Annotated in this window: 16 protein-coding genes; 4 read left to right on the forward strand and 12 right to left on the reverse strand. The window is 43.0% G+C overall.

Annotated features, from left to right (window positions below; all coding sequences use genetic code 11):
- Both LC574_RS05415 and LC574_RS05420 read left to right on the forward strand, forming a co-directional pair.
- Window positions 1-1042, forward strand: a 1042-nt coding sequence (locus tag LC574_RS05415; RefSeq protein ID WP_229451852.1) for a cellulase family glycosylhydrolase, incomplete at its 5' end; no start/stop codon positions are given.
- Between the two features lie 83 nt (window positions 1043-1125).
- Entirely contained in the window at window positions 1126-2907 is a 1782-nt protein-coding gene (locus LC574_RS05420) for a M61 family metallopeptidase (protein WP_229451853.1), read from the forward strand.
- Here the strand turns inward: LC574_RS05420 and LC574_RS05425 are convergent.
- Window positions 2852-3046, reverse strand: coding sequence for a hypothetical protein (locus LC574_RS05425; protein ID WP_229451854.1), 195 nt, complete (start codon window positions 3044-3046; stop codon window positions 2852-2854). The two genes, LC574_RS05420 and LC574_RS05425, sit on opposite strands and share 56 nt — an antisense overlap.
- Before the next feature lie 16 nt (window positions 3047-3062).
- Entirely contained in the window at window positions 3063-4832 is a 1770-nt protein-coding gene (pyk, locus tag LC574_RS05430) for a pyruvate kinase (protein WP_229451855.1), read from the reverse strand.
- 379 nt (window positions 4833-5211) lie between these two features.
- Between pyk and crtR the strand changes: the two genes are divergently transcribed.
- Complete coding sequence (gene crtR / locus LC574_RS05435; protein ID WP_229451865.1) at window positions 5212-6102, forward strand: beta-carotene hydroxylase; 891 nt, start codon at window positions 5212-5214, stop codon at window positions 6100-6102.
- Window positions 6103-6196: 94 nt separating this feature from the next.
- Entirely contained in the window at window positions 6197-6439 is a 243-nt protein-coding gene (locus LC574_RS05440) for a hypothetical protein (protein ID WP_229451856.1), read from the forward strand.
- On the opposite strand, the gene LC574_RS05445 is transcribed toward LC574_RS05440, so the two are convergent.
- The 10 genes from LC574_RS05445 to LC574_RS05485 all read right to left on the reverse strand — a co-directional run bounded on the left by LC574_RS05445 (window position 6433) and on the right by LC574_RS05485 (window position 13420).
- Window positions 6433-6573, reverse strand: coding sequence for a hypothetical protein (locus LC574_RS05445; protein ID WP_229451857.1), 141 nt, complete (start codon window positions 6571-6573; stop codon window positions 6433-6435). The two genes, LC574_RS05440 and LC574_RS05445, sit on opposite strands and share 7 nt — an antisense overlap.
- Window positions 6574-6639: 66 nt before the next feature.
- Entirely contained in the window at window positions 6640-7431 is a 792-nt protein-coding gene (locus tag LC574_RS05450; protein WP_229451858.1) for a Uma2 family endonuclease, read from the reverse strand.
- A gap of 53 nt (window positions 7432-7484) precedes the next feature.
- Window positions 7485-7616, reverse strand: a complete 132-nt coding sequence (locus tag LC574_RS37800; protein ID WP_267871424.1) for a hypothetical protein — start codon at window positions 7614-7616, stop codon at window positions 7485-7487.
- Window positions 7617-7826: 210 nt separating this feature from the next.
- Window positions 7827-8252, reverse strand: coding sequence for a restriction endonuclease (locus LC574_RS05455; protein WP_229451859.1), 426 nt, complete (start codon window positions 8250-8252; stop codon window positions 7827-7829).
- A 3-nt stretch (window positions 8253-8255) separates the two neighbouring features.
- Window positions 8256-9428, reverse strand: coding sequence for a DNA cytosine methyltransferase (locus LC574_RS05460; RefSeq protein ID WP_229451860.1), 1173 nt, complete (start codon window positions 9426-9428; stop codon window positions 8256-8258).
- A 4-nt stretch (window positions 9429-9432) separates the two neighbouring features.
- Complete coding sequence (locus LC574_RS05465) at window positions 9433-9876, reverse strand: GNAT family N-acetyltransferase (RefSeq protein WP_229451861.1); 444 nt, start codon at window positions 9874-9876, stop codon at window positions 9433-9435.
- A 146-nt stretch (window positions 9877-10022) separates the two neighbouring features.
- A complete protein-coding gene (aspS, locus tag LC574_RS05470; RefSeq protein ID WP_229451862.1) occupies window positions 10023-11810 on the reverse strand; it encodes an aspartate--tRNA ligase in 1788 nt (595 codons plus the stop codon).
- Between the two features lie 166 nt (window positions 11811-11976).
- Entirely contained in the window at window positions 11977-12225 is a 249-nt protein-coding gene (locus LC574_RS38465; RefSeq protein ID WP_229451863.1) for a type II toxin-antitoxin system HicA family toxin, read from the reverse strand.
- The gene (locus tag LC574_RS05480; RefSeq protein ID WP_100900333.1) at window positions 12197-12412 is read right to left on the reverse strand and encodes a type II toxin-antitoxin system HicB family antitoxin; all 216 of its coding nucleotides are present in this window, start codon (window positions 12410-12412) and stop codon (window positions 12197-12199) included. The genes LC574_RS38465 and LC574_RS05480 overlap by 29 nt, the downstream gene beginning before the upstream one ends.
- Before the next feature lie 534 nt (window positions 12413-12946).
- On the reverse strand, window positions 12947-13420 hold the full coding sequence (locus LC574_RS05485) for a DUF29 domain-containing protein (RefSeq protein ID WP_229451864.1): 474 nt from the start codon (window positions 13418-13420) through the stop codon (window positions 12947-12949).
- Between the last annotated feature and the right edge of the window lie 175 nt (window positions 13421-13595).

A 13595-nucleotide genomic window follows, 5' to 3' on the forward strand; every position in this document is an offset into this window, starting at 1 on the left:
GATTGATACTTGGACAATGTTAGCAATCCGATACAAGAATCAAACTAACGTTATTGGCGCAGACTTAAAAAATGAACCTCACGGGAAAGCTAGCTGGGGTGATAATAATATAAGTACTGACTGGCGACTAGCAGCAGAACGTGCAGGCAATGCGATTCTGGGCGTTAATCCTAATTGGCTAATTGTTGTTGAAGGAGTGGAAAAGAATGTCCCCGGTCAAAAACTGCCACAGCATTGGCATGGTGGAAATTTAGAAGGTGTGAAACGCTTCCCAGTACGTTTATCTCGTTCTCATAAGCTAGTCTATTCTCCTCATGAGTACGGCGCTGGGGTGTACAATCAGCCCTACTTTTCTGCCTCTAACTTTCCTAAAAATCTGATTTCTCGCTGGCAAATAGGATTTAACTATATCGCTAGTCAGAATATTGCTCCCATCTTGATTGGGGAGTTTGGGGGACGGCAAGTAGACTTAAATTCCAAAGAAGGAATTTGGCAAAATGAGTTGGTGAAATACATTCAAAAAAATAACTTGAGCTTTACTTACTGGAGTTGGAATCCTAATAGTAGTGATACAGGCGGAATTTTATTAGATGATTGGCAAAGTGTTGATCTATCTAAACAGCAATTACTGTCCCAACTGCTCCCACCTGTACAAGTTCAACCGCCAGTTCAACCGAGTAATCCTCCTGTTTCCCCAACTCCAACTCCTTGTGTCTCCCCATCTACTACTAGTAATGCTCAACTAAAAGTCACTATTGACATCAATTCCAACTGGGAAACTGGATTTTGTATCAGCTTCAAAATTACAAATCAGGGTAATACCAAGGTTAATAACTGGCAACTGGCATTTAAGATGAATCAAGCTAAGATTAATAACTTTTGGAACGCAGATTTTAAGCAGCAAGGAGCGATACAGTATGTAGTGGCTCCTTTGGACTGGGGAAAAACAATTGAACCAAATCAAGTACGGGATACTGGGTTTTGTGCCAACAAACTTGGTTCTGACTACCAGCCGCAGCAAATAGCCGCCGTCTCGATTTGAAGTCAAAAGTTAAAAGGCGAATTTGTCATGATAGGAGAAATCACCAATCCCATTAATCATTGAGTATTAACTCAGCACACAAGATGACTGAAGCAACAGCAACTCGTCCCAATATCTATGTTCAGGAAACCGGACCAACGATTCATTATCTGGTGGCAATGTCCCAACCAGAAACCCATCTGTTTGAGGTGACTTTACACCTTGTCGATTACCACTCGCCGATTCTTGATTTAAAACTACCGGTGTGGACACCCGGTTCCTACTTAGTCCGGGAATACGCCAAGAATTTACAGGATTTTGGGGCTTTTGCAGAGGGTAAGCCTTTACCTTGGCGGAAGATCAGTAAAAATCACTGGCAGGTAGACAAAAAGGCTATTTCAGAATTAACTGTACGTTACCGCATTTTTGCGAATGAGCTATCGGTACGGACAAATCATTTAGATCCAAGCCACGGTTATTTTAACGGTGCGGCACTATTTTTTAGAATAACGGGGTGGGAGAACCAACCCATTCGGGTTACCATCGTACCACCACGCCCGGAATGGCAGGTAACTACTGCCTTGCCAACGGTTGGTGAGGAAACAAATACTTTCTTGGCTGGCGATTTTGATACTCTTGTTGATACTCCGTTTGAGATTGGTCGCCACCAATTGTATAATTTTGAGGTTTTGGGAAAACCCCATGAACTGGCAATCTGGGGGCAAGGAAATCTCCAAGCCCAGCAGATGATTGCTGATATTCAAAAAATTATTCAGGTAGAAGCGCAGATGTTCGGCGGTTTGCCTTATGAACGATACGTGTTTCTACTACATTTATTTAGCCAAGCTTTTGGCGGTTTGGAGCATAAAGACTCTTGCTCCTTAATTTACCAGCGTTTTGGATTTCGCGCTCAGGATAAGTACGATCGCTTTATCCAATTGGTAGCACACGAGTTCTTTCACTTGTGGAATGTCAAGCGAATTCGCCCAAAAGCATTAGAGGTTTTTGATTATGACCAGGAAAACTACACACCATCATTGTGGTTTTGTGAGGGTACTACTAGTTACTACGACTTGTTAGTTCCTTTACGGGCAGGAATTTATGATGTTCAGTCGTATTTGAATAAATTGGGTAAGGAAATTACCAGATATGAAATGACACCGGGGCGCAAGGTACAACCTGTTTCTGAGTCGAGTTTTGATGCCTGGATAAAACTATATCGCCCGGATGCCAATAGCGGTAATTCTCAAATCTCCTACTATTTAAAGGGAGAAATGGTGTCGTTGTTGCTGGATTTACTGATTCGCTCTACTCACGACAATCAGCGATCGCTCGATGACGTGATGCTGAAAATGTGGCAGCAATTTGGGCAAGCTGAAATTGGCTATACCCCAGAACAGTTGCAGGAAGTTATAGAATCTGTAGCAGGAATCGATTTGACTGATTTCTTTAAACGCTACATTGATGGCACTGACGATTTGCCCTTAAATCAGTATTTAGAACCCTTTGGCTTGCAGTTGATAGCCGATCAGCAGGAAGAACCTTACTTGGGTGTGAGAATAAATACAGAGAATGGGCGGGAGATTATTAAGTTTGTGGAAACTTGTTCACCTGCACAAGCAGGGGGAATTGATGCAGGTGATGAGTTGCTAGCAATTGATGGGATTAAGATAATGGCGGGTGGCTTAAGCGATCGCCTCAAAGATTACCAACCAAACGAGAAAATTGAAGTCACAGTTTTCCACCAAGACGAACTCCGTACTTATTCCATCATCCTCGCCTCACCCCATCCCACTCGGTATCAGGTAAAGCCTGTTGAGCATCCTGACTTCACACAGCAGCAAAACTTTGCTGGATGGCTTGGGGTAGCGATCGCAACTGTTTGATAAAGTAATTGGGCATTGGGCATTGGGCATTGGGCATTGGGCATTGGGCATTGGGCATTGGGCATTGGTTACACCTCATCTCCCTCATCTCCCTCATCTCCCTCATCTCCCTCATCTCCCTCATCTCCCCAATCCCCACTCCCCACTCCCCACTTCTAAGCCGTTCTCACCGCCCCTGAGTAAATCAAACCCCGTTGCAGATCCAGGGTTATAATCGCCCCATCCCGAATCGCCTGGGTTGCGTGCTTCACGCCGACAATCACTGGCACACCGAGACGCAAGCCAATGATTGCTGCGTGGCTTGTAAGACTTTCCTCTTCCGTAATAATCCCGGCAGCTTTCCGAATTGCCTCGACGAAATCGGCACTAGTGCGGGGTGCAACTAATATGTCTCCAGGATTAAAGTTACTAACATCCATACCAGTATTAGCCACCCGTGCGCGACCACTGACTGAACCTTGTCCTAGTCCAATTCCGTGACCTAATATTGCCGTTACCACCTCTACCTTAATCAAATCTGTGGAGCCGGAAATTCCCTGGAGTGTGCCAGCCGTCATTACTACTAAATCTCCCTCAGATAGTAACTTCAGTTCCTGAGCCACGTTGATCGCAGCTTGAAATGTCTGACCTGTGGAAGGTAATCCTAGCACCAACAGAGGTTTTACTCCCCACACCATTTGTAGCTGTCGCGCCACATTCACATGAGGTGTCACTGCCAAAATCGGTGTATGGGGACGGAACTTAGAGACATTGCGAGCTGTTGCCCCTGTTTGCGTTAGGGTCATGATTGCTGCTGCGCCTAGTTGTTCGGCAATTTGACCCACAGCTTGACTAATAGCATTGGGAATGGAGCGCCGTGCATCTCTGGAAGAACGTAAGTTTAAGTGTTGGGCTTCCTCCTGCTCCATTCGCTCGGCAATTCGTGCCATCGTCGCCACTGCTTCTACAGGGAAGCTACCCACAGCAGTTTCATTGGAGAGCATTACCGCATCCGTACCGTCTAAAATTGCATTTGCCACATCCGATACTTCAGCGCGAGTGGGACGGGGATTGCTCACCATGCTGTCTAACATCTGGGTGGCGGTGATGATGGGAATCCCCAAGCGATTTGCTGTAGCAATTAGCCGCTTTTGGAGTACCGGAACATCTTCTGCTGGTAATTCTACCCCTAAGTCACCTCTGGCAACCATCACGCCATCACACAAAGCCAGAACCGCCTCCATTTGTTCAATGGCTTCGTGCTTTTCAATTTTGGCAATCACTGGCACTTGCTTGCCTGTACTGGAAATTAGTTCTTTAATTTCGATCATGTCCTGCGGATTGCGGACAAAGGAAAGTGCCACCCAATCTACACCTTGATCTAGACCAAACATCAGATCCTCTCGGTCTTTGTCGGTCATTGCCTTAATTGACAGGTAAACACCGGGAAAGTTTACACCTTTGTTGTTAGAAAGTTTACCAGGCACGGTGACGCGACAATGTAAATCACCTTTGTCCCGGTTAATTTCCTCCACAACCATTTCTACTCGTCCATCATCGAGGAGAATTTTTGCCCCAACTGGGACTTCTTCGGCTAAATAATCGTAGGTGACGCAGCTAATTTCTTGCATACCTACAACTGGACGATTTGTCAAGGTGAAGCGATCGCCTTTTGCCAAAACTATAGACCCGTTGTCAAACTTCCCCAAGCGAATTTTTGGGCCCTGCAAGTCTTGGAGTATAGCCACTGGCTGATTTAGTTCAAAAGCGGTTTGCCGAATTAAGCGAATACTACGCTGATGATCGGCATGAGTTCCGTGGGAGAAGTTTAGCCGCAGCGTCGTGGCTCCCGCTTCAATAATCGCCTTGAGCATTTCAGGACTGCTAGTGGCGGGGCCAATAGTAGCGACAATTTTTGTCCGGCGTAGAGAATCTCTTAATTGCATAGGGGCTGAAGTTAGGGAGCTATCTGGGAAGTCATCGTAACTTAAATGGCATCTCCTTTTCAGTCACTGCTATATCAATAGATATAAACAGTTAGAGAGGGTTTATGGGAGAGTGGGTGCTGTGGGATAGATTAGATATAGTACATCAATCTTGTATCCATCCTCCCAACGAAGGTGTTTATCCCATCAACTTCTTGCCAATTGTCATACCCCACTTATCAGTAAAGATTAGTTCAAGTCTTGAATCATAGCGTTATTCATCTACTGATATCCAAAGCTGTTGATAAATATTACTATACAAAACTTTACAAGATTTTATTCTTTCCTAATCTTTATCGTATATTTGTAATGTTTGATTAAGAAGGAGTCAATGTTAGAGATGATCGCATCGGAGGCACAAAAGCCACTGACAATCCCGGCGAAGGAATTTTTAGCGCCTCCTGGTGATTTCAATCCCACGCTACTACTGTTTTTAGTAGCTGTAGCAATGCTGGTGTTATCTAACTTTGGTTACTGGCTTTGGGAATGGCCGCACTGGCTGTGCTTTAGCGTTAACACTATTGCCTTGCATTGTGCTGGGACGGTTATTCATGACGCTTGTCACCAATCAGCCCATCGCAACCGGGTGATGAATGCGATGTTAGGGCATGGCAGTGCATTGATGCTAGCTTTTGCTTTTCCAGTGTTTACGCGGGTGCATTTACAGCATCATGGACATGTCAATCATCCCGAAGATGATCCAGATCATTATGTCTCTACGGGTGGCCCACTATGGCTGATTGCGGTGCGGTTTTTGTACCATGAGGTGTTTTTCTTTCAAAGGCGACTTTGGCGGAAATATGAGCTATTGGAATGGTTTATCAGCCGCTTAATTGTCGGTGTAATTGTTTATATATCAGTGCAATACCACTTTTTGGGTTACATTCTGAATTTTTGGTTTATACCAGCTTTTGTGGTAGGGATAGCACTAGGATTATTTTTTGACTATTTGCCACATCGTCCTTTTGCAGAGCGCGATCGCTGGAAAAATGCTCGCGTCTACCCGAACCAAGTTCTCAATATCCTGATTATGGGACAGAATTACCACTTAATTCATCATTTGTGGCCTTCTATTCCTTGGTATAATTACCAACCTGCATACTATGTCATGAAGCCCTTGTTAGATGAAAAAGGATGTTATCAAACTTCAGGATTGTTGCAGAAAAAAGACTTTTTTGAGTTTGTTTATGACATTTTTTTAGGAATTAGATTTCATCATCAAAAAGAATAGAGTTGTTGTATAAAAAACTCCACCCACAAGGGGATGGAGTTTTTGGGCATCGGGAATCGGGCATGGGGCATGGGGAAGAAACTACCAATGCCCTATGCCCTATGCCCTATGCCCTATGCCCCAAGCGACGGGGCGACTATCCCGGAACACCCACGAGGGGATGGAGTTTCCCGTCGCTTTCTATGAAGCGATGCCTACGGTGGTAACAGAGCTTTGTAAGGGTTTAGAACTATTTGCTACAAGATTAAATGGCGATCGCATCCCTTGCAAACTCAAGCTGTTGATTCAGCTTTGCATTTGGGATGCGATCGCTCTCCAAACAAAGCCAAATCAGTAATTTTGGTTGGTGATGTATGCGAGCGATCGCAGTAGCAGTAATTGATTTCTGACTGCAAAGCTAATTGCTCTTAGTACCAATGCCATCGCAGAGGGTGCGATCAAGCAAGTGGCGTGGGTTGGGGGAATCTTCAAAATATCAAAACGTTAACCGAACCGTATTGACCCCACTCCCTACTCCCTATTCCCCATTCCCCACCTTCACACTTCCGGTTCAACACCCAAGGCTCGTAACTGTGCTGCCAAGCGTTCAGCCCGTTGCAGAGCAGTTTCTTTAGCTTCTCGCTCTTGTTCGGCTCGTAAGCATTCTTGTTCGGCTCGTAAACGTTCTTGTTCGGCTCGTAAGCGTTCTTGTTCGGCTCGTTCTGCACCAGTAGGAATTATATTCCCCGTCGCGTCACACCACCTCAGCCAAACATCGCGCTTACCTTCATACGCACCTTCCCACAAACATAAACCCAGTTCAACTTCAGTCAGCCATTGCTCACTCATGGGTAGATATTGCCGCCCACGCAACTCGTACATCTGTAGAACTTCACCACCAAGTTGTCGAGTTGGATCAAAGATAATGTAGTACATTACCCGCATCCTGGCATACTCTAAGATTTTTCGTCCTGTTTCATTGCCTTCTCGATTTGAAACAATTTCAATCACCACCTCTGGCGGTTTACCAAAATCCCAGAAGAAATAAGAGCGATGCCGTCTTTCCCACCAGTTATCAGCTACTTGTACATCCAGGCTCAAAAATACATCAGGCACAATCGGCGGTTGCTTGTTACTGGGAAACAACCCCACATTGGCGGCTACGAGAAACCCTTGGGCATTACTAGGCCCGTTCCAAGAACTGTAAAGTGTTTCTGTCAGCAGCCGTTGTTGTTTTTCAGATGGCAGATTATCCAAGGGTTCATCGTCCTCTGTCACCAGATGACTAACATCTGGTAACAAATCTTCTGGTAATAAGCCAGCGTCTGTCAAGATGATAGATTCACTCATAAGGAATTCTGGGGGTAGCAACTTAATTCTATTGGCAGCAGCATCAATTCCCTTCATCCTACCAGTAGATTTTCTACACCTAATGTTGCCGTCGTAGTTGCTACCTGAATAATCCTACTGTATTGCGATCGCCACTGTAGTGCATTAGAAATTGTTAGGTAGCCAATTTCTGGCGGTTGCTGCAAAATTTTTTCTGCAAGTATTTCACGCCCAATTTCGTCTAAAGGAAAGTTGCGTTCCTCTAAAAATGCTATTACATCTTCTTTGTTACCATTACGGCGTAAGATTTCTATTATAGCGGTTCTCGTTTACGTGAGGTATACCCGTAGGGGCACGGCAGTGCCGTGCCCCTACACCTGGTAATGTAATGTTGTACCGCATCTGAATGGGAACCGCTATAGCCCGTAGGTTGTTTGATAATCTCCAGTTCTTTCTCTTGATACAAAGACAACATTCTGGAATTTTAAATTAGCAGTGCGGGAGCTATGATCGTCAATTTTTTCATACGCCAATATCAGCAGATTATAGCCCAATCCATATACTTTTTGACTGGCATTCCGAAAGGGGCAAGAAGATTGGGGCTGACGAATTGATGTCACTTTTAAATCAACTTCTAATCCGGGAAAATCAATTCCCAAAGCAGCACTACCAAGGGTGTATTCATAATTTATAGACAAATATTGATTAAAAGTCAACTCAACATACGTTCCTACTGCTTTGCCATCTGTAACTCCATACAAATTAGAAATCGGTGTTGTGCTAAGTACAACACAAAAATCCCGTGCAGCAGTTTTGAGGGAAGATAAGGTTAGCACTTCCATTTTTTAAATAGCCAAAGTTAATTGTTGCCAACCAGATTTACTAAATTCAAAGTTTCTTTGACCGATTCTTTTGCACACCCACTCTACACAAGCTGGTACAATGGCATTACCAAATAATGCGTATTGATCGTAAATTTTGGCAACTTGACACCAATCATCAGGAAAACCCATAAGTCTGGCATATTCAATATTAGTTAAACGTCGAAATTTATCACCTACTTGGTAGCGTTCATAATGCCTTGATGTTGAGGCAGTCAATGTTGATGCAATGCCATTAGTTCCGAATATGGTATAACCAAGTCTCGCGCCTCCGTCTTGGTTGTACAAAATTTCAACTCCATTACAATAACGATTTACAGGCTTACTTTGCTTAATCCGCTCCAGCGTATCGGCAGTAAAATCAAACTGGGTATCCACTATTGACTCATCCTGAAGAATATCCTGAAGCCTTTTTCTCGGTTTGATATTAGGCAATGACAAAATATTTTGAGTGAACATCTGATTTTTATAGGCAATTCCCCAATTCTCATTTTTCCTTTTCATCGTCATGATTGGCAACATGGATTTTACCAATGAAACTTCGGTATTTGGTAATAAAATATTGTCTTCTTTAGTCAAAAGAACTGATAGCCTTTCTAAAGTATTCGCTGTTATATCTGTTGAGTTTAATTTGGTGCCAAAGATAAAAATTCTATCTCTATTTTGAGGTATACCAAAGCTCAATGGGCTTATTAGTCGCCATTCAATAAAATAATCTAATTCAGAAAGTGCATTTAAAATTAATCTAAAATGAGAGCCGTTTTCCATTGTCAAAAGTCTTTTGACATTTTCCAAAAAAAAATATTTTGGCTGCTTCTGGTCTAATATTTCTATAATGCGCTCAAATAGTGTTCCCCTAACTATATCTCTTACGCCAAGTTTTTTCCCAGCAGGGCTAAAAGGTTGGCAAGGGAAGCCAGCAGTTAAAATATCATGATTGGGAATGTCTAAGATGGGAATATCGTTGATATCGCCTAAAACAATAGAGTCTTTGCCAAAATTACTTTCATAAACTTTACAGCAAAGTTCATTGATATCATTCGCCCATACTGTTTGAATATTAGCATTTGCCATACCCAGGCGAAACCCACCGATACCAGCAAAAAGCTCTAAGGCTTTGAGTGTGTTTGTTGTCATGCGACTACTGCAACCGCAAAGCGTAATGGTAAAACTCTTGATTCTTAATGTAATCTCGCGCTTCATAGAGTTTTTGCGCGGTTATGTTAGAAATTTGAGTAGCTAAAATTACTCGAATGGCTCCACTCTCTTTTGCGTATTCTTCTGCAACACTCATCAATAACTTTGCAATTCCCCTCCGGCGATACGACTCTTCCACATACAAATCGTTCAATATCCATACTTGTTTCATCGACACTGAAGAAAAGCTGGGATAAAGCTGAGTAAATCCAACTAATTCTCCATTGTCCTCTGCTGCAAACACTACCGAGTCATTATTATTGAAACGTTCTTTGAGAAACTCCTTGGCAGCTTCAAGGTTTGATGCCTGATTGTAAAAAATACGATACCGATCAAATAGCACTGAAACACTTTCAAGATGATTAATATTAGCCAAGAAAACTTCCATTGAGTGTCCTCATTACTTCAATGCAGTTTACACCCAATACTGCTTGGTTAAAGGAAATGGGAGGTGAAATCAAGAAAAATATTTGCTTTCTCAATTCAGGTAATTGGTGGGCAATGCCCACCCTACTTAGACAATTCCCTAGTTCACTAAGACTTTGGTTTATAAGTCGAAGCAACGTGCAATTCTTTCAATTGTTTAGCATCTACACTCGAAGGTGCATCTGTTAACAAACAACGCGCTTGTTGTGTTTTCGGAAAAGCAATGACATCTCGAATGGATTCTTCGCCAGCTAGCAACATTACCAAACGATCTAAACCGTAGGCAATGCCACCATGCGGTGGTGTACCATATTCAAATGCTTCCAAGAGAAAGCCAAATTTATTTTTTGCTTCTTCTGGAGATAAACCAATTGCTTCAAAGACTTGCTGTTGAATTTCTCGCTGATAAATCCGCAGACTTCCGCCGCCAACTTCTACGCCGTTGAGTACCAAGTCGTAAGCTTGGGCGCGTGCAGTTTTTAAGTCGCTCAAATCATCAGGATGTGGTGCTGTAAACGGGTGGTGTAGTGCTTCTAGACGTTTTTCGTCAGCATTCCACTCGAACATGGGGAAATCTGTAATCCAGAGTAAGTTGATTTTTTCTGGATCGATTAAGCCAAATTCTCTAGCGATCGCTTGCCGTAATTTATCTAATGTTTTATTAACTGTACCAGCATCACCAGCCCCAAACAATAGCAAATGTCCAGCTTTTGCACCTGTACGGCGTAAAATTTCTTGTTTTTGTTCAACGCTAAGGTTGTCTTTAATCGCGCCAATGGTGTCAATTTCGCCATCATCCCTGACGCGGATATAAGCTAAACCTTTAGCACCGGCTTCGCTGGCTTCTTTAAATAAATCACCGCCTGGTTTAATGCGGACATTAGAAATTACATCGTTACCGTTGGGAATGGGCAGGATTTTGACGATCCCACCATTTGTAACAGTGTCCCGAAAGACTTTAAAACCAGAGTCTTTCACAACATCTGAGACATCAACTAATTCCAAACCATAGCGTGTATCTGGTTTATCACTACCGTAGCGTTCCATCCCCTCGGCGTAAGTGAGGCGGGGGAAAGGGCGCTGTAACTCAATGCCTTTAACGGTTTTAAAGATATGGCAAACTAAGTTTTCATTCAGTTCGATAATTTCTTCTTGGGACATGAAGCTCATTTCCATGTCCAACTGAGTGAATTCCGGTTGTCTGTCGGCGCGTAAGTCTTCGTCACGAAAGCAACGGGCAATCTGATAATATCTATCTAAGCCGGATACCATCAGCAATTGTTTAAATAGCTGGGGTGATTGCGGCAAAGCATACCACTCACCAGGATTGACGCGGCTGGGTAGAACATAATCCCGCGCCCCTTCTGGGGTAGAACGGGTAAGTATTGGGGTTTCGACTTCGATAAAACCTTCCAAATCTTCCAGATAACGACGCATGGCTTTGACAATTTGATGACGCAGTTGTAAATTTTGCGCCATGCGATCGCGTCGTAAATCCAAATAACGATATTTTAGCCGCAAGTCTTCCCGCACTGTCTCGGTGTCAGCTACGGAAACTTGGAAAGGTAACTGTTTGCGGACAGCATTGAGGAGTTGAATTTTATCGGCGTAGATTTCCACCTCGCCTGTTGGGATGCGGGTATTGAGCGATTCATCGGGACGTTGTGTTACCCTACCAGTGATTTCGACAACATATTCATTTCGCAGGGCGTTCGCCTGTTCATAAGAATCTGGGGTGCGTTGCGGATCGCTGACGATTTGGACAGTTCCAGAGCGATCGCGTAAATCTAAAAATATCACACCACCGTGATCGCGGCGACGGTCTATCCATCCGTAAAAGGTAACAGTTTCTCCAATATGTTCTTTTCGGAGTTCGCCGCAATAGTGAGTTCGCATAAGTCTTAGTTATTGTTTCCGGGCTAGATTGGCAAGCAAATGTCAAAGCTTTCCCATTATCTAGCATCAATAGTAATTGTAGTAGTTCTAGTTGAAGAAAAAATGGAATATCACACTACATATATAGGAGAATTTATGACATCAGAAGGGTAAATTTTACCTATTTTTACAATAGTTCCCGGAATTCATCACGGCTGATCTGACAGTCACGGAGTATCTGTGCTAACAAACCAGAACCAATTGTTTCACCAGAATGCACTGGAACAACAGTTCGACGACCATCACTGTGTATCAAAAAATGGTGACTACCTCGGATTCTTGCTACCTCAAAACCTGCTTTTTTAAAGCTGTAATTACTTCCCGTCCAGTCAAACTCGGTAGCTTGCTCATACTTGAACAGAAACCCTCTGCACACCAATAAACTCTAATGCTTCGGCGTTTTCTTGTTCAACCTCTAAACAAAGTTCAATAGCTTCTTTAATCCGCTCTATAAGTTCGTCTAGAGATTTGGCTTGGGTGTGACATCCAGCAAGATTAGGCACGGAGGCAACAAAATAACCCTCAGAGTCGCGTTCTATAATGACGTTAAATTCTCTGGTCATCTGGAGGTTGTTCTTTGGTGGGGTAATCTAATTTTAGAGTAATTGAGTAGCTGCGGGCAATTATCGCTGATGCAACCCACAACTTTAATCTACTGCCTTCCGACTAATGCGTAGGCGTAGCCCGCTTTAGGCATCGCGTGCTAAACCATTTTTTGTTAAATTTTATTCTATCCTGAAGATGACACAACCAGAAAATTTCAAGTTACGTCATTAGCTTGCATTACACCAGAGACTAATATCAAGTCCGGATAATTAGTTATCATTCCCACAGTCATTGCACCCCACCCCCAGCCCCTCCCCGCAGGCGGGGAGGGGAGACAAAGCGTAGCTTTGGCGGGGTGGGGTTCTTGAGGTTTAATAAGTATAGGACTTACGCAAACTCTACGATTCTTGGCGTTCTTGGCGTTCTTGGCGGTTCGATAAATTAAGCTTTTCAGCACTTTTTGCGTAAGTCCTAAAGTAATCAAGCGGACATCATATAACGCACCACAATAGATTCAATCAACATGGTGCATTCAACCCAATCTACGAATCTTAATCATTCTCTCCATAAAAATCTTCATCTAATAACTGTTCTATCAGAAAAGGACAATCAAGAGGATATTCTGCGTCCGTTGGTTTTCTCACTCCTAATTTAGCTTTTTTACTTTCTTTGATTGCCAGTTTACGAGCATCGGCATAGGCTTGAGAAATAACTTCAGTAATATAGTTTTTGAAAGAAGGATTTTCTTCTAAATCCTTTTTTACTCGAAAACGATGTTCTGTGAGAGAACTATACCAGCTTGTTTTCATCATCTCAGGAGCATCAGATTGAACGGTTAACTTGAGTAAATGAGCAATCAAGATTGTTAAATTACTAATAAATGACCGTTTCTCTGACTTTCCCATGTCTTCTAATTCTATAAGCAAATGCTCCCAATCTATATCATTAAAACGATGTTCTTTAATCTGCTCAATAATGCTTTCTCGCCAAAGATTAAAATCTTGTTCGTAGAGTTGATTGTTCATATAGCAGTTCTCGTTTACGTGAGGTACACCCGTAGGGGCACGGCAGTGCCCATTGGTGTCAACTTAATGTAAAAGCCATGTCCCGCAAGGAACTGAAGTTCCTTGCTAATAGCTCAAGTCATCTAAAGATGACTAAATAATCCGAAAAATTTTTAGTCTACTTCAGTAGACTTGA

The organism is Nostoc sp. CHAB 5715 (assembly GCF_020829685.1).
Lineage (GTDB): Bacteria > Cyanobacteriota > Cyanobacteriia > Cyanobacteriales > Nostocaceae > Nostoc.

Coding starts and splice junctions, on each gene's coding strand:
- crtR (WP_229451865.1), top strand. CDS start 5,212: ATGATCGCATCGGAGGCACAAAAGCCACTGACAATCCCGGCGAAGGAA.
- LC574_RS05460 (WP_229451860.1), bottom strand. CDS start 9,428: ATGACAACAAACACACTCAAAGCCTTAGAGCTTTTTGCTGGTATCGGT.
- LC574_RS05465 (WP_229451861.1), bottom strand. CDS start 9,876: ATGGAAGTTTTCTTGGCTAATATTAATCATCTTGAAAGTGTTTCAGTG.
- LC574_RS05420 (WP_229451853.1), top strand. CDS start 1,126: ATGACTGAAGCAACAGCAACTCGTCCCAATATCTATGTTCAGGAAACC.
- LC574_RS05455 (WP_229451859.1), bottom strand. CDS start 8,252: ATGGAAGTGCTAACCTTATCTTCCCTCAAAACTGCTGCACGGGATTTT.
- aspS (WP_229451862.1), bottom strand. CDS start 11,810: ATGCGAACTCACTATTGCGGCGAACTCCGAAAAGAACATATTGGAGAA.
- LC574_RS05450 (WP_229451858.1), bottom strand. CDS start 7,431: ATGAGTGAATCTATCATCTTGACAGACGCTGGCTTATTACCAGAAGAT.
- LC574_RS05440 (WP_229451856.1), top strand. CDS start 6,197: ATGCCCTATGCCCTATGCCCTATGCCCCAAGCGACGGGGCGACTATCC.
- LC574_RS05480 (WP_100900333.1), bottom strand. CDS start 12,412: ATGACCAGAGAATTTAACGTCATTATAGAACGCGACTCTGAGGGTTAT.
- pyk (WP_229451855.1), bottom strand. CDS start 4,832: ATGCAATTAAGAGATTCTCTACGCCGGACAAAAATTGTCGCTACTATT.
- LC574_RS05485 (WP_229451864.1), bottom strand. CDS start 13,420: ATGAACAATCAACTCTACGAACAAGATTTTAATCTTTGGCGAGAAAGC.